Below are 19,985 nucleotides of genomic sequence, written 5' to 3'. Positions count from 1 at the left end.
GCTTGCTCCTAACGACTCAGCCCGCGCAAGCCATCAGCCCGCAGTCGTGCCAATAGTTTTTGTGTCAACAATGCCAATTCGAAATGAATAATGCGCGGCCACGAACTGATATTAGGAAAACTCAATAAAAACTCTCTGGCAGTGTGTGTCATTTCATTAGGGCCAGCCAAGCGATACTGAATAGCAAACTGCGGGTTATGCAACAGCTTAACTCTAAGTAACGGATCTTTGAATAAACTCGGAATGGTCGGCATACAGCCCACTAATTTAGCCATTGAATCCATGTAATGGCAGTAATTTACCAATGAGGCCACATGGGGGGTAATTTTATATTCAGTTTGCCAATGTTTCGCATCGTGTTTGATAATATCCAGCATTTCTGATTTACCAGGTAACTGCTGCAAGCCACTTGCTAATTGCGATAAGTAGCGACATTGCATTTCAGCAATTACTGGAATACCTCCTTGCTGAGGCCTAACAAAACCAATAAAAGCAAGACTATGGCCTTGTTCAGGAATGATCATTTGCTTATACAAATCACGCATATTCGTGATTGTATTTGTTAAAAACGGAAAGTTCAGTTGATAGCCAGTACAAAAAACCACCGCATCGATACTCTCTTTTGTTCCGTCTTTAAACACCACCGCATCTTTTTCAAAGCGTTCAATTCCCCCAATATTGGGGATTACCTTACCTTCTGCTATCGGTTTAAACAGACGCTCATTCTTAGTAACCGCTTGATGATGAGAGGGGCCCGACTTTTTCAACCACTCACCTCGGATCCGTACATGATCATTGCGGCTGTTCACATACTTGTTGAAAATATGTTTGGTAATCCCACCGTGATAATGATGTGGTAATTTATTTACTATCCGTGAGGTTAACCAAGAAGTGTCAATAGTAAAATAAGGATCTTCTTGAAACGCCATATAGCGTGGCGCAACAGCATGATAACGCCGCAAAGACAAGACACAACGACTCGCCACTTGCGAGATCTCAGCTGTAATATCTGCAGAGCTTTCGCCTAACCCAACACAGAGTACCCGCTTGTTGGTAAACGCCGCTTTATCACGATAATCATGAGAGTGCAGTATTTCACCTTGAAACTCAGTTAAACCAGGCAGCTCAGGCATTTTGGGCTGTTGAAAATGACCTGAACAAACCGCTACCATATCAACAACTTGCTGCTGTTCACCCTCGTCATTGCGGTAACTGACTTGCCATTGCTCTGCCACTTTTTCCAACTTCATAACGGTATGGCCGTAGCGAATATACTGTGCCAAAGCAAAGCGTTTTATATACTCACCCAAATATTCAATATATTCTTTTTTTGACCAAAATTTGAGCTTTTGATGGCTGGGTAAAAAGTCAGAATAAGCCATAAAGTAATTGGAAATAGTCAAATGTAAATCATCATAAATTTTCTTATCAGCAAACACCCCACCAAAACTCTCTGCTTTTTCAAAACAAATAACCTGATGACCGTCATCCGTTAATTGTTTTATCGCTGCAATACCCGATAAACCGGCTCCAATGACCGCTATTGTTTTTTTCATTATTCACTCCTTAATAAGTGGCTTTCAGTCTGTTAGGCTGTTATTGAATGAGGTTGTAAATGTGCTGGGGGAGAAGTGCTTAAACAGCGTCGCGATAATTTACCATTACGGTTCTTTGGCAACACCGGCCATAACGTTAGTTGCTCCGGCAACATATACTTGGGCAAACGTTTTGCACAGTGCATTTTTAGACTTAGCAGCGACAAGTGAGTGCCTTTTTTACAGGCGATATGAGCATGCAGCCGCTGTCCTTGATCTAACAACACGACGCACTCTGTGATCTGTTGATGACTGTAAATGGCTCTTTCAACTTCGGCTAAATGTACTCGGTAACCTTTTACTTTCACCATATGGTCTTCACGACCCACATACATTAGCTCTCCTTGCTCATTTAAGTAGCCAATATCACCGGTGTTGTAGCGATCCGTGCCATTTGGCTCCATGCCCCAATACCCACTAAACACTGTTGGCCCTACGACAGTAATGAAACCATGTTGATTAACGGCAACTTGCTCACCGTGCTGATCACATATGGTTATATTAGCGCCACTAGCAGAATGACCAATCGGCAATAACTCTGGTAACTGCGATGGCAGTTTATAAAAACTACACACGTTTGTTTCAGTTGGACCATAAAAGTTATATAAGCGCGCCGCGGCAAAAGCCTCTCGCAGCTGAGCTAATGCTTTCATCTCATAAGCTTCACCGGCAAAAATAAGCGTATGTAACTGCGGACACTGAATCGCTAAATCGGGCGCCGCTTTAAGCATAAGCTGTAAAGCGCTAGGCACTGAATACCAAATCGTAATTGCGTGTTTACTAATAAACTCAATCAGCTTGTTGGGCACATAGCTGGTCATTTCATCAAGCAAATGAACACTGCCCCCCACCCCCAATGCGCCATAAATATCCAGCACCGATAAATCAAAGTGCCAAGGCGCATGGTTAGCAAAGCGGTCTTTCGTAGTGGCAGATAACTCGTCAATACTCCAGTTAATAAATGCCAATGCATTGTGATGCGTTATTTTTACTCCTTTCGGCGTACCAGTGGAACCTGAGGTGTAAAGTATATATGCCAGCTCATCTGGGTGAACGGTTTGCGTTTCTAATTGTGCTGAGCACTGTTGAATGTCTTGCCATGTCAATACCTTATGAAGCCCTGAACCGGCGTTCTGTGATTCATTAACGGGAAGTTCATCAACAAGAATAAATGCACAATCCACAGGCTGTTGCTGGCAATAATGCGAAAATTTATCTGCACTGGTAACAATTGCTTTAAGTTGGCAATCTTCTCTAATGACTTCAACTCTTAGGCGCGGATTCATCGGATCAATGGGTACATACACTGCGCCTATTCGTGTTACTGCTAACATTGCAGCCAGCGCTCGACAAGACTTATCAACCCATAAGCCAACGCGATCCCCACGTTGCACATGCAAATCACTTAAACAGCGGCTAACTTTACCTATTGCTATATGTAATTGTGCGTAGCTGTAATCATACTTACCATCACTTACCGCCAAACGATCAGGGGTTGCAACACTGAGTCCGCGCTGAAATACGTCACTTAAAATATTCATAACAGTCCCAACCGATTACAGATCAATTCTCTTTGAATGTCAGAAGTGCCCGAAAACAACACAGCCCCAAGAGCGTCGCGTATGCTGCTATCTACAGCGCTTTCTTGTAAGTAACCCATTGCGCCATGAATACGAATAGCATCAATACCCGATTGTACAAAGGCTTCACTAATGGCTAGTTTGCTTGATGCCACGGCTTTAGTGTTATCAACATCTTGGGACTTTTGCCAAGCTGCAAAATAAAGTAACAAACGAGCACTTTGTAAGCGCACTTCCATATCGGCAATACGATGTGCAACCGCTTGAAACTTGCTAATGGTTTTGCCACCTTGTTTGCGTGTATTAGCAAATTCAATACAGCGGGTAAGGTCGCGTTGCATAACTCCAACAAATAATGCAAATAAACAACAGCGCTCCCAATCCATAGAAGCTGCAAAAATCCGTGCCCCTTGCCCTTCAGCACCTAGTACATAATCTTTATGTACTTTCACATCATCAAAAAAAACCTGATTCAATTGTGCCGAGTTAAGGCCCAGTTTTTTATAACTTTTGCCAACCTCTATGCCAGCTAAATCAGCAGGTATAACAAAAGCCGTTTGACCTAAATAGCCAAACTTTTCGTTGCTGGTCGCATATGTCACAAAGTAATCGGCCACAGCACCATTAGTCACATAAGACTTAGCACCGCGAATAATGTAGTAGTCCCCTTCGCGGGTTGCTTTGGTAGCAAGTTTAGCGATATCAGAGCCGGCCTCCGCTTCGGAAATCGCATTCGCAGCAATTTTTTGGCCTTGCGTTAATGCCGGTAGCAGTTCGGTTTTTAATCGCTCACTACCGTGTTCATAAATTGGCATTACACACGCAAAGGTATGAGCAGCCCCTGCAAAGAGAATTCCCGTGTCTGCGCATCCTTGCCCAAGCCCTTCAACAATTTTAACCGTTGTCAAAATATCAAAACCCGAGCCAACTGGTGAGTAACGACTATCGACTGGCAAGCCAAATAAACCAAAATCTCCAAGCGCTTGCCAAAGTTGCTGTGGAAACTCACCGCTCGCAACGGCTGGGCAATCTAAATCTTTCGCAAAACTCAAGGCATGCTCATAGAGCTCAAGTTGTGCATCTGTCCATTCAAAATTCATGCTCATCTCCTTAGTAAAGAACACAGCTAAAACATGTTCTTATCCGGCCATTTGTTTGCGATCGTATTCAGCAATTGCATTTCTGAAAATAGTGGGGGCCTTCCAGCCTTCGCAATCAAAGCAGCAACCTCCAAGCAGGCGGATCACTTCATCGCGTAGATCAGGGTTTTGCATCTGGTAACCAAAGAAAATCGGATAAATCCAAAAATAGCGAATAAGATCAGCGGCTATTTGTTGGCCACCATTACTCCAGTCGCGATATGCGTAAAACGGCGTTTGCCAATCTTGGCTATTAATCGCTTGCTCTATTGCCGTTGCTGCTTGCATTCCTTCTTTCATCGCGAACGACACACCATAGGAGAAAATAGGATCTAAAAAGCGATGCGCATCACCAATGCATAACCACCCATCGCCAACAAAAGGCTCAATACGATAAGAAAAGTCAGCCATAGATTGAGGTTCAGCAATGCGTTCCGCATTTTTGAAGCGCCGCTTCAACTCTGGACTAATATGTTCCATCCCCCAAGCAATAGCCTCATCAGGATTTTTACATTCTTGATAATAAAGGTCTTTGGGGATCACAATGCCTAAACTATCAGTGTCTGCAGAGATCGGGATGATCCAAGACCAGTGATATTGCTTAGAATAAAGGATCGTAGTATTGGTTGAAAAAGGCGGTAAATCACGTTCAACACCTTGATAGTGAGCAAAAGAAGCTATTTGCTGCGAGAAAAATTCAATTTGTCTTTTACCCGCAATGCCTTTACGCGATAAAAAGGTACTTTGTCCGCTTGCATCAACCAGCACTTTAGAACGTACTTGGTGCTCAATATCATTGGCCTTATAAATAGCGCCAACCACTTTCCCTTGATCTTGAATGACGTCTTTCACCAAGCCAATTTGATACTCAACTCCATGCTCAACAGCACGGCGCTTGATCATCGAGTCAAAATCACTGCGACGCACTTGCCAAGTAGGCGCCAAAATAGGAATAAAAAACTCATTATTGGATAACGAGCCAATGACATTTACACCTGGTTTATCAGGAAAACCTGCGGCGTTCATTTCATCAGCTAAGCCTAAGTCACGAATAATTTGACCCGCATTACCAGTTAAAGACTCTCCAATGTGAAAGCGCGGAAATTCTTCTTTTTCGATACACAGTACCGACATGCCTTTTTTTCGACATTCGATACCACATAAACTTCCCGCAGGACCACTGCCAATGATCACCACATCATAATGTTTAAAGCCTTCCATTACATTACTCCTCTTGTTAAGAAGTCTTCAACCACCCAAACAAATTCTTCGGGTCTTTCTGATGCTGAAAAATGGCCACAGCGAGATAATCGCACCACCTCTGCATTAGGCAGTTTTTCAGCCGCTTTTTCACTCCACTGCGGGGGAATGATCTGATCGTGCTCACCGGCAATAAATAAAGTCGGTACGTTGACACCATCAAAAGTTGTTGCCATGGCTTGACGCGCGTATTGATCTAAAAATGAATGATAAGCTGGGCGTGATAACACATCGTTTAGCAAATCTTCTAATGCTGGAGTCATTTTCGGAGGATGATAATAAGCAGCTGCTAAAAATTGCTCTGGTGCAGAAGACATCTTTTGTAGATCTGCCCACCAGCTATCAACATCTTCAACCAAGCCAAAGCCGCTACACACTAAAGCGATAACTTTTTCTGGGAAACGCCGCGCAATTTCAGTGGCGATCATACTGCCAGCTGAGTTAGCAACTAACACCCATTCTTGCTCTTCAAGGGTGGCTAAATATTGCAGCGTAAACTCAACATGATCGATATAAGATGGTGACTCATTAGCACTTTGACTTAACCCAAAACCGGCCAAATCGAGCGCCACAGCATTATGACGGCCTTGTACAGAACGCAGCGTAGATGACCAAGATGTTGACGGATTACCCAGTGCCGGTAATAAAATCCATAAAGGTTCTTTGTCTTTTCCTTTAACCCTTAAGGTATGCTGTTTAAAACCACTGCCGGCATCGACTAACTCACGTTGAATGCCATAGCTTTGTTGTAAACTCACTAAGCGTTCTAATTCTGATACTGTTTGCTGTGTTTGTTGATGTTTCATTGTCGAGAGGTTGTTGATCAATACCGACAATGTAGCAACATTTTCAAAGTGTACTGGGTTAATATCGTGCTCTGGTACTTTCGCACCGTAGCGCTGATCAACGTGGGCAAGTAACCGCACCATCGACAAAGAGTTAAGAATACCTAATTCTAACAGCGGCGTGTGCTGATCTAAATCTGGCGCAGCGCCGTCTAATAGGTCGTGGTTAATATAATCGATAAGTTCATTAATCATCGTCATTTCCTTTAAATAATAGTCACTTACAAACAGCTGAAAAGTAACAGCATGCTTAGTATCGATGACTTTTAATATTGACTGTTCATCTCCTTCCACCCTACGCCCATTAACATTTTTTAAACATAGTTCCTGTGGACTATGGCTTTGGTCCATTAGGACTATAGGAAAAGTAATACAAAAAATTTACATTAAATAAAACCTACGACACTCGGAGTGAGGATGATGAATAGTAGCCTTAACCAACTTGTACAGCCTGTAGAGAGGAAGAACACGCCTGAATTAGAGCCTATTTATCAGAGTATCGAAGATAACTTAGGCTTTATTCCTAATGGGATGTTAACAATGGCAAAAAACCCCATGTTAGCCAGTGCCTTTGGACAACTGTTTGCCTGTTTAAACCAGTTAAAACACATAGAGACAGAGTTAAAATGGGCGATTGCCACCATTAGTAGTAATGCTGCTGGCTGCCAATATTGTCAGGGGCATTTTTCACATATCGCCAGCCGCGTAAATGTAAACCGAGCAAAAGTACTTGCCGCATTTGAATTTGCAACCAGTGATTGGTACAGCGAAGCTGAAAAAGCCGCGTTACGTTTTGCATTTGCAACGAGTACTTCACCAGCACACCTTGAGCAACAACACTACGACGAGTTAGGCGTTTACTTTACAGAACCTGCGGTTATTGAAATTGCAGCGATTATCGCCATTTGTGGTTTTTTAAATCGATGGAATACCGCCATGGATAGTCAATTAGAAACCGATCCCGCAGCCATTTTAGAAGAAATTAATCACTTAACTCAGTTTGCCTAAGTAAAGGAGACAACCATGCCAAAAATCACATTTATTCAGCCTGATGGTGAGCATATTGAAGTGCATGCCACAGAGGGAGCTTCGCTGATGCAAGCAGCGATTGAAAATTTAGTTACAGGAATTGAAGGTGAATGTGGTGGCTCAGGGAGCTGTGCGACTTGCCACTGTTATCTTTCCGATGAATGGCAAGACAAAGTATCAAAACCCGACAACAATGAAGGTCAAATGCTTGAAATGGTCATAGAGCCAAACGAGTTTAGCCGCTTGAGTTGTCAAATCAAACTCAATAGTTCACATCATGGCCTTGTTGTTAAGCTCCCAGAATCACAATATTAGGAGCCTGCAATGGCACGATGTATCATTATTGGCGGTGGTCACGCAGCAGCCGAGGCCGCTTTTAATTTAAGAAAAAATGGCTGGCAAGGTGAAATCATACTCTTTTCAGCTGAGCAGAGCTTACCTTATCACCGCCCACCTTTGTCAAAGCAATACCTGAGCGGCAAAATCGTTGCGCAACAATTACAGATAAAGCCACAAGCAGCCTATGACAAAGCACATATTGACCTGCAATTAGGCTGTAAGGTAAAAACAATCTCTCCCACACTTAAGTCTATAGAATGTCTCAATGGCGATGTTTGGCAATACGATAAATTACTACTGTGCACTGGCAGCCAAGTTAGAAAACTCACTATACCTGGGAGTGATTTAAGGCAGGTTTTTTATATTAAAACCATAGGTGATATTGAACGTATTGCTGAGCAGTTGCAAAACCAGCGCAGCAAAAAAGTGGTCATGATTGGCGGTGGCTATATTGGCTTAGAAACGGCCGCAGTGCTGCGTACTTTAGCCCATCAGGTGACCATTATTGAACAAAACCCACGTATTTTAGAGCGCGTTGCTGCCCCACCGCTTGCTAATTTTATTAGCCAACTTCATCAACAGCGTGGCGTTAATATTGTTACTAACACACAGATAACCGCTTTATCTGGCAGTAACAAGGTGGAACACGTCCATTGTAGCAATGGCCAGCAATTTGCCGCTGATTTAGTCATTGTTGGCATTGGTGCGACCGCCAATGTGCAATTAGCGTATGATGCGGGATTATTGGTAGAGCAAGGCGGTATTGTGGTTGATCAACACTGTCAAACCACCGATCCTAACATTTTCGCAGCTGGCGACTGTACTCTGGCAATTGAACCATTTAGTGGTCATGCAACACGTATTGAATCGGTACCTAATGCTATTTCGCAAGCTAAAATAGCGGCTGCGGTGATCTGCGCTGTTCCCCCTCCAAAACCACCCGTTCCTTGGTTTTGGTCTGATCAATACGATTGTAAAATTCAGCTTGCTGGGCTCAACTTTGGTTATGATGAGCTCATAGTTGAGCATAACGAAGCTCAGCAATTAACTGTTTGGTATTACAAAGAGCAACAATTAATTGCCGCTGATTGTGTTAATAATGTCAAAAATTTTATGCAAGCAAAAAAAATACTAGCACAACCTGCAATCATCAAAGCGACCTCCCAGCCACAGTAAATAACGCCCCTCAAAGTACTTAAAAAGCACCGTCTGAGGTGCTTTTTTATTAGTTTACACGGTTACTGTATCACTTGTTGCTAATTGGCTATGACTATGGGGTTTAGCAAAACCAAAGTCTTCAAGGATGACATATAAACAGGGTAATACAATTAAAACCAAGCAAGTCGACATGGCAATACCAAATACAATGCTGGTGGCTAATGGGATCAAGATTTGCGCTTGTAAACTGGTTTCAAAAAGTAACGGTGTCATTCCTGCAATCGTGGTTGCCGAGGTTAAAATAACCGCTCTAAAGCGATCTTGGCTGGCTTGTATTGCTGCATCTTGAACTGACATTCCTGATTTAACGCGCTTTTTAACAAACTGCACTAACAATATTGAGTCATTAACCACAATCCCCGCTAAAGAAATAAACCCCATCAACGAAGGCATAGAAAAATTAATGCCCATTATAAAATGACCCATCACCACACCAATTAATGCAAATGGAATGGATACCATGACGATCAACGGTTCAATATAACTGTGAAATTGCAGTGCTAATAATAAGAAAATACCAATCATGCCCAACATCATTGCACGGCGCATAGAGTTTTGCGTGATCGCGGCATTTTTTACTTCACCCTCAATGGTATAATGCAAATTAGGGTAACGCTCGGCAAATTCTAATAACCAGCTTTTTTGCAAGTCTCCCACCACAGCTGCGGCTGTTGTGAGCTGGCTATCGACATCAGCATAAACAGAAACACTACTATAATTATCAACTCGGTTAATTACCGCATAGCCACGGCTCTCTTCAATATCAACCAGTGCCGCTAATGGAATGGCAATCTTAGACTGTGGATGTATAATGGCAAAGTCATCAAAATCACTATATTCATCAATGCTTAACGTATCTAGCTTTATTGTCACCTCATAATCTTCAAGGCCAACATGGGTCTGCATTAATTTCATACCTTGAAAAGCGGGCCTTAATTGTTCAGCAATCACCGCAGCATTAATACCTAAAGCCGCAGTACCTGGCTTAAGCCTGAGCTGATATTCAGGTTTTCCTGGACGCATATTATCAGCAATATTTTGCACCCCTTGATAACCTTGTAACCAGGTTTTTAATTCAAATGCTGCCATACCAAGTTCAGCTTTATCATCACCGAGTAAGCGCACATCAATAGCTCGACCTTGTGGCCCTAGTTTTGGCTCTTTGATAGTAAAAGCCAATACATCGGGTAACGGGCCTAATTCTTTTCGCCACTGTTCTGAAAATGTTTGAATAGCAGTATGGCGTAGCTCTGCACTGAGTAAGTCAATGGAGATATAGGCTAAATTAGCCCCTTGGTCTTGATAATCGGGATTTTCGCCATACACAACCGTAACAGCTTGCACTAAATCTTGCTCTTCAACATCCGCAAACGATGCTGCAGTGCGCGCTAGTGCCTGTTCAATCTGCTGCATTAGTTGTTGAGTTTTTTCAAACGGTGTCCCATTTGGCAACAGGAGTCGGCCTTGCACTACATCACCATCAATATCGGGAAATGCGGTAAACTCTAATACCCCCGACGCCAGCATCGCAATACAAAAAAGCAGTAACCCGAGCACACTACCTAGCACTAGATATCGGTATTTTATAAGTTGCTGGTTGACTATTAAGATACCATTTTGAGAGCGCTTAAACTGAGTTTCAAACTGGGTTTTAATTTGCCCCAAGAAGCTCGTTACTTTAGCTGATTTCGTGTGCTTACTAAGCGCGTGATGTAAATGATTGGGTAAAATAAAAAATGCTTCAATTAATGACACGGTAATAACCGAGATCAGCACAATAGGGATCACTTTCAAAATTTGCCCTAAATTGCCTTCAATAAAAATCAGCCCAACAAAAATACACAAGGTCGTTATAAACGACGACACCACCCCTGGCAGTACTTCTTTCGTACCGGCAATCACCGCTGCTGCGGGCGCTAAGCCTTGATCAACTTTGCAGCCAATCGACTCAGCAATAACAATTGCATCATCCATTAAAATACCGAGCGCCAATAACAACGCCACCATTGAGAGCATATTAATCGACACCCCAAAATGCAGCATTAAAAAGAAACTCGCCAGAAAAGAAACCGGCAAGCCCATCACGACCCAAAATGCATATTTCAATGAAAAAAATAGCCACATAACCGCAAACACTAAGAATAATCCCTGCCAAGCATTGCTGATCAATAGGGCAATGCGATCTTTAACAATACTGGTGTTGTTATTGGTCAGCGTGACGGTTACCGTATTAGGTAATGTTTGTTGGAATTCAGCGAGTATTTGCTCGACTGCCGCTAATACTCGCAAGCTATCATCTTGAGAGTTCTTTTTAATCGTTAACACACTTGCCGGCTGATCGTTATAAAAAATTTGCTTTTCGATACGTTCAAATGTGTCTTGTACTTGTGCAAGATCACCAAGTCGCACATCATTACCCTGCTCTCCTGATACCACCACAATATCGGCCAACGCATTGACTGTTTTACGCTCTTCCATTAAGCGAATTTGTGTATCTGCTTGAGCAGTTTCCAATGTTCCTAACGGTAGTTCAATATTTTGCTGTGTTAATGCTTGCCCTAAATCAGCTAGACTCAATCCATATTGACGGAGTGTTTGCTGCGATGCAGTAACTCTAAGCTGATGTGCAGAAAAGTCGTTAATTTCAACAATGGGTATTTCTGGTGATCTTAATAATTGTCTTTTAAAACGCTCTGCTAATGCTTTTAATTCGACCCGACTTAGGGGGGCTGCAATTGCAACACTAACGACATCTTGTGTACGGTCTTTTTCTGTAATATGCCACTGCTCAATTTGACTTGGAAAATCATCAATCGCATCCACAGCACTTTTAACATCATCAGTAAAACGTGCAAAGTGACCTTGCTCAGCCATTTTCACCGTCATATGGCCCATGTTTTGCCGTGCAACACAGCGCTTTTCAGCTAAAAAACTAATACCATCAAGGGCTTTTTCAAGGGTTAAACAGATTTTCTGCTCAACATTTTCTGCCGATGCACCTGGATAAGGCACCATAATATCAACTTCGTAGCTATTAATTTGCGGTAGGGTTTCTCGTTTTAATTGCGGTAAACTAACAACCCCAACGGCGATTAATAGCAGCATTAAAATATTAGCTGCGGTGGGATGTTTAGCGAAAAAACGGATCATCATCTACCTCCTTTGTAGATTACCTAGCTCTGTGTAGGACTTTGCTCAAGCTGCAATAACATCCCTTCAACAATGGGGAATAAGTCAGTAGTAATTAACCTTTGTTGGTTCATCGCGGTCACCTTGAAGAGATATGCATGCTCCTGTTTAAGCGCGTTACCGACCGCTAATTTCAATAGGTGATTGTTTTCATCGGCAAACAAAGCAAAGCCATTGCGTACTAAATGCCGTGGGATGGCAATAAATTCTTGGGCTTTTGCTGATAAACGCACTTTTGCCCGCATTCCAGTGAGTAAAGGCAAGCGTTCACCTGGCTCAATGTGTTGATAACTGTTTGCGACACTCACTACCACGCCAATGGTTTGACTGCGCGGATCAAGCGCATCACTAAAGCGCTCAATGCGGCCCTGCCATGTTTGTCCGTCATTGCCTAATAACGATACATCTGCACTGAGTATCTGCTCACTTAAGTAGCTCTGCATACCTTGTGATGACAAGGTAGCAACGTTTGGCGGCGTAGCAAAAAAACCGCTAAATTCATGAAATGCTTGATAGCTAAATTGTGCATTAATAAGTACTTTAGCAATGTCACTAGCGGCAAATAATGGCGTGCCCTGAGTAACAAATTGTCCTTGCTCAACATGCACTTGTTGAATACGTCCCGTAAATGGTAAACGCACCTCAGCTCTTGCAATAGCCAGTTCACTTTGCGTTAAATCAGCGTCAACTTGTTTTATCGATGCTTCTAGGGCTGATATTTCTAGTGGAAATAAGCTCTTTTTATTTTCCAATTGTTGTAACTCTTGCTTATTAATAAGCAAGACTTGCTGTGCATTATCTAATTGTGCTGTTGAAACCGTCGACTGCTGAAATAAGCGCTCTATTCTTGCAAATTCCGATTCTGCGATAGCCAATTTATGCTGACTTAACTCAATATCAAGCTGTGTGTTTTTTAACTCTATTTGCTTTGCAGCCAGTGCCAACTTTGCACTCGCTACAGCAGCTTGTGCTTGAGCTTGGCGTAACCGTGCATCACTATCATCAAGCTTTAGCAGTAAGGTATTTTTGCTAAATAACTCACCTTTTTTTAAGGCTGGGTGGACGTAAACAACTTTTCCCGCCACCTCGGCAATACTTTTTAGTTGCACGTTTGCTTCAATATCACCAAAACCAACAATACTTGGTTGGATCATTTCAGGTTTAAGCACTTGATAGCTTGCTGGAAAACCCTGCTGCGACACAGCTTCATGTGCTAAAGATGGCAGTAATTTAATAATTAATACCACCATTAACACTGCCAACACGAGCAAAATAGGTAAATTGCGTTTTGCCTGAAAGTTCCAACCTATCATTACATTCTCCTCAATCCATTTAAGAAGCTGTGATATAAATGTTCTGCCCATTCAGAGCCTTGCACTGTTTCATCAGCTATTTGCCAAGCCTGGCGACGAATAGTTTTTAATACCAAAGGAGCAAGCATAAGGGAGACCAAATTAAACGCCGCTAACTTTGCAACTTGAGGGTCATCAATGCCTGTTTCTTTGGCAACTAAAGCAGGCAGAAACTGCGATACCCTCGCTGGAAACGCATCCATAAAGGCATAAGCAAGCGGCGTAGTTTTATGCAATACCTCTTCATGTAAAAGGTGCACTAAACCGGGTTGTGCCTGCATCACTTGATCAATAATCAAAATAAACTGTAGTAGTGGTTTTTCAGCCTGTTGTAAACGCTCAAATTGCCCTAGCTGGGCATCTGCTAACTGCTCAATTAATGCGACAAATAATGCCTCTTTGCCACCAAAATAATACTTAATCATTGCCGAGTTAATTTCAGCTTCTGCGGCGATATCGCGAATTGTAATTTGGCTATAAGATTTGCTGTTTAATAATGTTTGCGCAGCTAAAATTAATTTGTTCTTTTGTAGCGTCTGTTTTAATGGATCGACAGGACGACCTCTTTGTTTGTTTTCCATGCTATTTTCAAATTAAATTAATCACTTGATTAATTTAATAGATATCACTACTTTTTGTCAATCATTTGCTTGGTTTTTATACCAATCGTGTTAAGTTACTGACCATTTATAGCGACAGAAAAATACACTGATAACAAGGCAGAAATTTTGACATCTAGTTGTTCTACATGAAAAATTACTAACGCAGTTAGCGCTTTATTTAGCGCACTAGAATGGTTAAATATTTAAGTCGATTGGTATTATTCAGTTAAGTAAAATATGTTTAGCTGCTTTGCAAATACAGCTCATAGCAGGTAAAACCAACTTCAAGGGCTATTAAGCAGAGTAAAAAACTAACCAACTGACCTACTTTGATCTTAGCACACACATAGGCACCTAATGGCGCACCAATTACCACAACCGGTATAGCCGCGAGTAAGTAACTTTCAATTTCTGGGGTGATTTGCTGTAAATACCAGGCATTGATGGCACTTCCCACCAACGAAGTAAAGGCCATAACAATAACCGACGTGGCCGTTGCCTTTTTAATATCGGCATTATAAGCAATAACCAATAAAGCAAATAGAGCAATATCGGCACCCGACCCTACCAAACCACTAAGAATACCGCCAACAAAAGCAACCAACATAAACCGTGGTAAAGCGGGTTTGATAAATTCACGGCTCGGCAGATGGTGCGCTTTGCGCCACCACCGTAGTAATAATGTTAAGGCAAAGCACAGTAGCAAAAAACTAAAAATAGACTTAACCACTAAGCGAGGAGAAAATGGCGCAATATAAAGTAAACTCAAAGCAACGCCCAATGCCGACATAGGCAATGCCATAAGAATAACATTTGTGTAAACGGGGATCCGCCGGCATATAATCGTAATTGTCGCAGCGGTCATACCAAAACTCTGGATCGCCAGAGAAAACACTTTGGCTGTACTAGGCTCAATACCAAGTACTTTGGTCATCACCGGAAATGCGACAGCACCGCCCCCCAACGCCGTTCCGCCCGCAACAAACGAACCAAGAGCCATAGTCAACGCAATATCCAGCTCCGCAATAATCTGATAAGCAGCCGACTGAAAACCCTGCAACCAAATAAGGCTCGCATACACTAGTAAAGTAAAATACAGCGGCCAACTATTTGGCCGAGCTAATCTATAAAGCATGTTTGCTCTCAACAACCCAACTTTTACACAATGCTAACATTGTTCTTTTTCTTATAAATAGTCTATTTGGACCATATTTGATCGCTATTGTTATATCGGCTTACATTCACCTAGTACTTTTGCAATACCAAACTCAGCAGCAAAGGGGCGTAAATCCACACCACCAGACATAGACGTCACAGCGGCAAACACCTGTTGATTATTGATAGCAACATTGAGTGCGCCAAAGCCGCCCATCGAAAGACCTGTGATCCCTCGCCTCATTTTAGACCGATTGGTCGAATAGCTATTATCAATATCATTGACAACATCTTCTGCTATGTAAGTTTCATATTGGGAATCGTTAAGCACTGGCGAATTTAAATACCAAGTGCCGTAATTACCGTCAGGGTTTACAATAATCACATCATACTGATCAGCTAATTGCGCTATATTGGTTAACTTAGTCCAATCTGTATGGTTACCGCTAAAACCATGTAATACATAGATCACATTGTAACGTTTATTGGTTGAATAGTTATCCGGCAGTACCACAGTGATTGGCTGCGCTATCTTGGTTTTTTGCCCTACAAAAGTGTTGCTCTTAACTTCAAATGCTAAACAGTAGCCACTAAATACAAGGCTAAAAATGATTACAACGAGATGTTTCATATTGTTATTTTTTAATGATGTAATTGTATTTTTATCATTCCACTGTTTTTATACGAAGTAAACAACTAATTTATCATACAATTAAAGCCAATTATAAAGACGATTACTCTCGCTGTTTCCATAGCTTCACCATACATTATTTGCTAGGTGCTTTTTGACGAAATCTATCCGTGCAAAATTCGCCTTTTTTCCAAACTTTGGATAAAGCTCCAATATATCTAACCATTGAGTAAGGAATTCTTTATTTGATAGTGCTTTAGGTTTGTTTTCGCAGTATTCACGCTCGACTCTATATAACTCAGCCTTGATTGCCCGCATTTGTTTCCAGCAGGTGTAGCACAGTTTACGCTCAATCCACATATACTCTTTTCTTACTTCATAAGCCTGCTTTTGCTCTTCAGCAAGAAATACAGCCTCACTGTTACATTTGATGCAAACGTATTTAATATCTTCATAATACACTGCGAGAAATTCGTGGCCGACAGAGCGCTTTGATTCTTGCGAGTATTCATTTCTATTTAGCGGAACTTTATTCATTGGCGTATTAACCATTTTCGTTATGTTAAGTCGAGAGACAGTAAAGTGATACATTGAGTATCAGCTTTTACGTATATTCCTATTTATGTAATGTGTTTTACCCATGCTAATATTAGCCTTCAAGTTAATCCTCATTTACTTTTCTTTCTTTGCTCTTTGTGCAAAAAAAATTTAGTGAATTATTCACAAAGAGGTCAAGAGGCGCTGCGCTTTAGAGGAATATAAGCAAATACTGTGCTAATCATGTAAGGATTATTGCGTAGCGCTCTTTATATGTATTTGCCGTAAGCGACCTGCTTAACTGCCAAATCGACAGAGTTAAGGCTCATATGTGTTAGGTGTTTTCACTTTTGCTGCCTTTTATGAAATAGATGGATAAGAGTACACACAAAGCAGCGCTAACAATAAATGATGATATAGCAAAAGTCTGAATTCGTGAGAAATAATCTGACCCAATTGCAGGCAAAGCCATGACGCTCGGCAGTACTATCACAAATATTGTTGCAGCTGGAAAAGGTAGTGGTGTAGCCAAGATGGTTCCAAACAAAGCAAATATTGCTCGCTTGTTAACAACTGTAAACTTAGTACGGTTTAGTGTTTTTATTATTATAAACCCAAAAATTCCAATCGAAATCGTATAAACAATTAGCCACCACACCCCACCAGTAAGAAAATTGATAGCAGAGACCTTGTAAAATTCTTTTTGGTTCGTTTCAGGGGGTGAAAATATAATATTTATGGGCTTATTATGATTTGATTCTATAAATGAAAGTATCTCTTCATATAACTTATGCCCCTCGATTGAAAAACCTCCAGGCCTGTAGTTGTAGATATTCAATTCCAAAGCTGGAGAATCGGATATTACTGATTCTGAGCTCGGGTAATTTACAAAACGCTTTTTGATCGCAAGGTCTGAGTAATCAATTATTACCACATCCACTTCTAATTCTTCGCTCTTAAAACGCCTTGTCCGATGGATCCAATTTATTTGGTCGTTATTAGTATTAGCGATGGAATCACCCTTATGCTTTCCACTGCTCCACTTTAGTAGATCTAGCATTTCTTCATCTTTTCCCAGATCGGCAAAACCTTTAGCCTGAAGAAAGTCTCTAATACTGCCCTGCAGTGTATTGAATTGATTTGCATCAGTAACATCGATATGCAACGTGGCACGTGGGACGCTGTATGATGAGCCACATGATATGAGCATTATGGATAAAAGTATTATAAGAACTGTGCTTCGCATGTCTCTTACATCTAACGAGCCTGTAGAATTACTCGTTTTTAATTTATTTTTCTTGATGCATTAACCTTAGCCGAGTTCCTATTTTGATTCAATTGGTTACTTTAGTTTACGTGAAATATAAAAAGATGGCATCTTATGGTGTTTTGCAGCTTTCTATTGTGTGAACAAGTCAATAACATTTTCCACAGAATGAAGTGAAGGCATTCACTATCGTTTGTCCGCGTAAGGTCAACTTGTTCAGCGAAATTGATAAAAATGGATTTATTTTGACAGGATAAATTAAGCTTAACTCCTTACCCAATGAAGGAGCCATAACAATTTACTATAAAATGAATAATACCTATTAGATCACAGTAATTAGTGGGTGAAAGGTTAAAAGCAATCAGGTGAAAATATGCAGAGCAAGTTCCTAAAAGGAGTAACTCTACAACCTCAACGCTACAATATACCTACGAAGCAGAGAAGCGAGTTGAGGTAGGAATAATTGGTGTGTTAGGCGGTGTTCGTGTTTTACGCTGTTTCAATTAAATGCACCGTAACCTTATATTCATAACACTGAATTATTTCACCACTTGCATTACGTCCAAAATTTATACCTTGTTGATAATGCACTTCCAAGTTTTGATTATCACGCCATTTTAACTCTAAATCTAGACCAGCTTTATAAGCTGATACCGCTCCAGCGCCGCAACCATTTGGGAAATCTAAAATAACCTGCGTTAGCTCACCCATCTCATTATTATACTCATATACATAGGCCTGAATTTTGCCTGATGGAGAGTTAACTTTTCCATACTTTACTGTTCCATCAGCTATTTCAGGCTCGCAGCCTAGAAGTAAAAACAAGACTAAAAGAAGTGAAGGAAATTTTAAGGTTCGAATGTTCAATCAACCACCTAACGAGCCTGTAGAATTACTCGTTTTTAATTTATTTTTATTGATGCATTAACCTTAGCCGAGTTCCTATTTTGATTCAATTGGTTAATTTAGTTTACGTGAAATATAAAAAAGGAGTTGCTGTTGCTTTAATTGGCGTTTTGGCGGTGTTTGAGTCGCTTATTTAAGGAGCTAAGGGTTAGTTTTATTAAATTAATGTGTTTTACGCATGCTAATATTTGCCTTCAAGTTAATCCTCATTTACTTCTCCTTCCCTTCTCTTTGTGCAAAAAATCTTTAATTGAATTATTCACAAAGAGGTTAAGAGACGCTGCGCTTTAGAGGAAGACACAAAAGAAGTATGAGTCACTGCTGCGCCAATAGCTGCTTCAATCTGGTACAGTTTTATTTAAACCTAGGCCCACAAAATTGGCATAATCCACGAACGTCCAACTTCATTACGGGAAACATATTCTCAAAATTAACTTTTGGAATATTATTGGGTGTGTCGGGGCCTCTGCCATATTGACCACAAGCAGCACATTGCCTAATTCATTTTCGTGTTCTTGGCTCACGCAAGAACCACTCTTAAGTTTTAGTTTCAGTTATCATGAACACCTAACGTGGAGCTTTTGGCAATTTTGGAGCCGCGAAGCGATGGAAAAATTGTCCGGCAACAGCGACTGGTTATACATGTGACTCCTCCGGGACCAATACCAATAAATCTGTAACCCCAATATCTGCACCTGCCTGTGATAACAAAGTAGAAACCTGCCCCCGATGGTGAGTTTGGTGATTAAAGAAATGTAGAAGCAGGTTTGAATAGCACTTATTCGCGGACACCCCTTTGGTATTGTGGTAGCTGAGAACGTAACCCAGGTCATCATCGGAAAGTTCACCGATCCAGTTGATAATTTGTTCATCTAACCAGTTACGATGTTTATGTAAACTGCTAAAATCATTAAAAATAATCTGATTCAGGCTGGTTGGGTTCGGAAGGTCTGCAACCTCTCGTAAAGAAGTTAAGCAAGACGGGTGTGTAGCAAACCGCTTGAGCCAGATGGTGTCACCAACAACGATGTGATTTAAGATACCCAGAACGGAACCAAAAAAAGCTCCGCGATCTTTAGCGAGTTCCGTTGCACTGAGCTGACCCGCAGCTTCATAAGCCTTTGAATTCATCCACTGATTATAGGAAGCCAGCAATTCAAAATGTTGTTTCAGGCCCATCGGCCCTCCTTCTCATGTACAACGCCAATGGTAATGGGCGCCAACGGAGCGCCGCGTAGTTGGCGTCCCGTTGACCACATTGTGTACGCCCGACATGGACATTGACTTATGAGGTGAAAGCCCTCTGTAGGAAGATCACCGTTTAAATAACATACTGTTATT

Annotated in this window: 17 protein-coding genes; 3 read left to right on the top strand and 14 right to left on the bottom strand. The window is 41.4% G+C overall.

Going from position 1 to position 19,985, the window contains the following annotated elements:
* Positions 1-8: 8 nt before the first annotated feature.
* From ACMVDV_RS03960 to ACMVDV_RS03940, 5 genes are read right to left on the bottom strand one after another with little or no spacing between them, the layout of a single operon-like run.
* Positions 9-1,556, bottom strand: a complete 1,548-nt coding sequence (locus ACMVDV_RS03960; protein WP_304184424.1) for an NAD(P)-binding domain-containing protein — start codon at positions 1,554-1,556, stop codon at positions 9-11.
* 32 nt (positions 1,557-1,588) lie between these two features.
* Positions 1,589-3,136 carry an amino acid adenylation domain-containing protein gene (locus ACMVDV_RS03955; RefSeq protein ID WP_416157266.1) on the bottom strand — a complete coding sequence of 516 codons (1,548 nt, stop codon included), beginning with the start codon at positions 3,134-3,136 and terminating at the stop codon, positions 1,589-1,591.
* The gene (locus ACMVDV_RS03950; protein WP_416157265.1) at positions 3,133-4,275 is read right to left on the bottom strand and encodes an acyl-CoA dehydrogenase family protein; all 1,143 of its coding nucleotides are present in this window, start codon (positions 4,273-4,275) and stop codon (positions 3,133-3,135) included. Before ACMVDV_RS03950 ends, ACMVDV_RS03955 begins: the two co-directional genes overlap by 4 nt.
* Before the next feature lie 39 nt (positions 4,276-4,314).
* Positions 4,315-5,535: an NAD(P)/FAD-dependent oxidoreductase gene (locus ACMVDV_RS03945; protein ID WP_416157264.1), complete on the bottom strand. Its 1,221-nt coding sequence runs from the start codon at positions 5,533-5,535 to the stop codon at positions 4,315-4,317.
* Positions 5,535-6,614 (bottom strand): alpha/beta fold hydrolase, encoded by a 1,080-nt coding sequence (locus tag ACMVDV_RS03940; RefSeq protein WP_416157263.1) that lies wholly within the window; start codon positions 6,612-6,614, stop codon positions 5,535-5,537. The genes ACMVDV_RS03945 and ACMVDV_RS03940 overlap by 1 nt, the downstream gene beginning before the upstream one ends.
* A 222-nt stretch (positions 6,615-6,836) precedes the next feature.
* Between ACMVDV_RS03940 and ACMVDV_RS03935 the strand changes: the two genes are divergently transcribed.
* From ACMVDV_RS03935 to ACMVDV_RS03925, 3 genes are read left to right on the top strand one after another with little or no spacing between them, the layout of a single operon-like run.
* Positions 6,837-7,427, top strand: coding sequence for a carboxymuconolactone decarboxylase family protein (locus ACMVDV_RS03935; RefSeq protein ID WP_304184419.1), 591 nt, complete (start codon positions 6,837-6,839; stop codon positions 7,425-7,427).
* A gap of 15 nt (positions 7,428-7,442) precedes the next feature.
* Complete coding sequence (locus ACMVDV_RS03930; RefSeq protein WP_416157262.1) at positions 7,443-7,763, top strand: 2Fe-2S iron-sulfur cluster-binding protein; 321 nt, start codon at positions 7,443-7,445, stop codon at positions 7,761-7,763.
* A 9-nt stretch (positions 7,764-7,772) separates the two neighbouring features.
* A complete protein-coding gene (locus ACMVDV_RS03925) occupies positions 7,773-8,963 on the top strand; it encodes an NAD(P)/FAD-dependent oxidoreductase (RefSeq protein ID WP_416157261.1) in 1,191 nt (396 codons plus the stop codon).
* Positions 8,964-9,017: 54 nt separating this feature from the next.
* On the opposite strand, the gene ACMVDV_RS03920 is transcribed toward ACMVDV_RS03925, so the two are convergent.
* The 9 genes from ACMVDV_RS03920 to ACMVDV_RS03880 form a co-directional block, all read right to left on the bottom strand.
* Entirely contained in the window at positions 9,018-12,158 is a 3,141-nt protein-coding gene (locus tag ACMVDV_RS03920; protein ID WP_416157260.1) for an efflux RND transporter permease subunit, read from the bottom strand.
* A 20-nt stretch (positions 12,159-12,178) separates the two neighbouring features.
* Entirely contained in the window at positions 12,179-13,507 is a 1,329-nt protein-coding gene (locus ACMVDV_RS03915) for an efflux RND transporter periplasmic adaptor subunit (RefSeq protein ID WP_416157259.1), read from the bottom strand.
* Positions 13,507-14,127 (bottom strand): TetR/AcrR family transcriptional regulator, encoded by a 621-nt coding sequence (locus tag ACMVDV_RS03910; protein ID WP_304184409.1) that lies wholly within the window; start codon positions 14,125-14,127, stop codon positions 13,507-13,509. The genes ACMVDV_RS03915 and ACMVDV_RS03910 overlap by 1 nt, the downstream gene beginning before the upstream one ends.
* 262 nt (positions 14,128-14,389) lie before the next feature.
* On the bottom strand, positions 14,390-15,283 hold the full coding sequence (locus ACMVDV_RS03905) for a sulfite exporter TauE/SafE family protein (RefSeq protein ID WP_416157258.1): 894 nt from the start codon (positions 15,281-15,283) through the stop codon (positions 14,390-14,392).
* A 90-nt stretch (positions 15,284-15,373) separates the two neighbouring features.
* On the bottom strand, positions 15,374-15,934 hold the full coding sequence (locus ACMVDV_RS03900; protein ID WP_416157257.1) for an alpha/beta hydrolase: 561 nt from the start codon (positions 15,932-15,934) through the stop codon (positions 15,374-15,376).
* Between the two features lie 126 nt (positions 15,935-16,060).
* Positions 16,061-16,471 carry a zinc-ribbon domain containing protein gene (locus ACMVDV_RS03895; protein ID WP_416157256.1) on the bottom strand — a complete coding sequence of 137 codons (411 nt, stop codon included), beginning with the start codon at positions 16,469-16,471 and terminating at the stop codon, positions 16,061-16,063.
* 334 nt (positions 16,472-16,805) lie between these two features.
* Positions 16,806-17,636, bottom strand: a complete 831-nt coding sequence (locus ACMVDV_RS03890) for a hypothetical protein (protein ID WP_416157255.1) — start codon at positions 17,634-17,636, stop codon at positions 16,806-16,808.
* Positions 17,637-18,227: 591 nt separating this feature from the next.
* Entirely contained in the window at positions 18,228-18,605 is a 378-nt protein-coding gene (locus ACMVDV_RS03885) for a hypothetical protein (RefSeq protein WP_192540574.1), read from the bottom strand.
* 675 nt (positions 18,606-19,280) lie between these two features.
* Positions 19,281-19,823 (bottom strand): DinB family protein, encoded by a 543-nt coding sequence (locus ACMVDV_RS03880; protein ID WP_416157254.1) that lies wholly within the window; start codon positions 19,821-19,823, stop codon positions 19,281-19,283.
* Positions 19,824-19,985 lie beyond the last annotated feature (162 nt).

Origin of the sequence: Pseudoalteromonas sp. ASV78 (genome assembly GCF_047806705.1) — a bacterium.
In the GTDB taxonomy this organism is placed as follows: Bacteria; Pseudomonadota; Gammaproteobacteria; order Enterobacterales; family Alteromonadaceae; genus Pseudoalteromonas; species Pseudoalteromonas prydzensis_A.
Note: the sequence above shows the minus strand (reverse complement) of the source record. Positions and strands in the feature narration are given on the sequence as shown.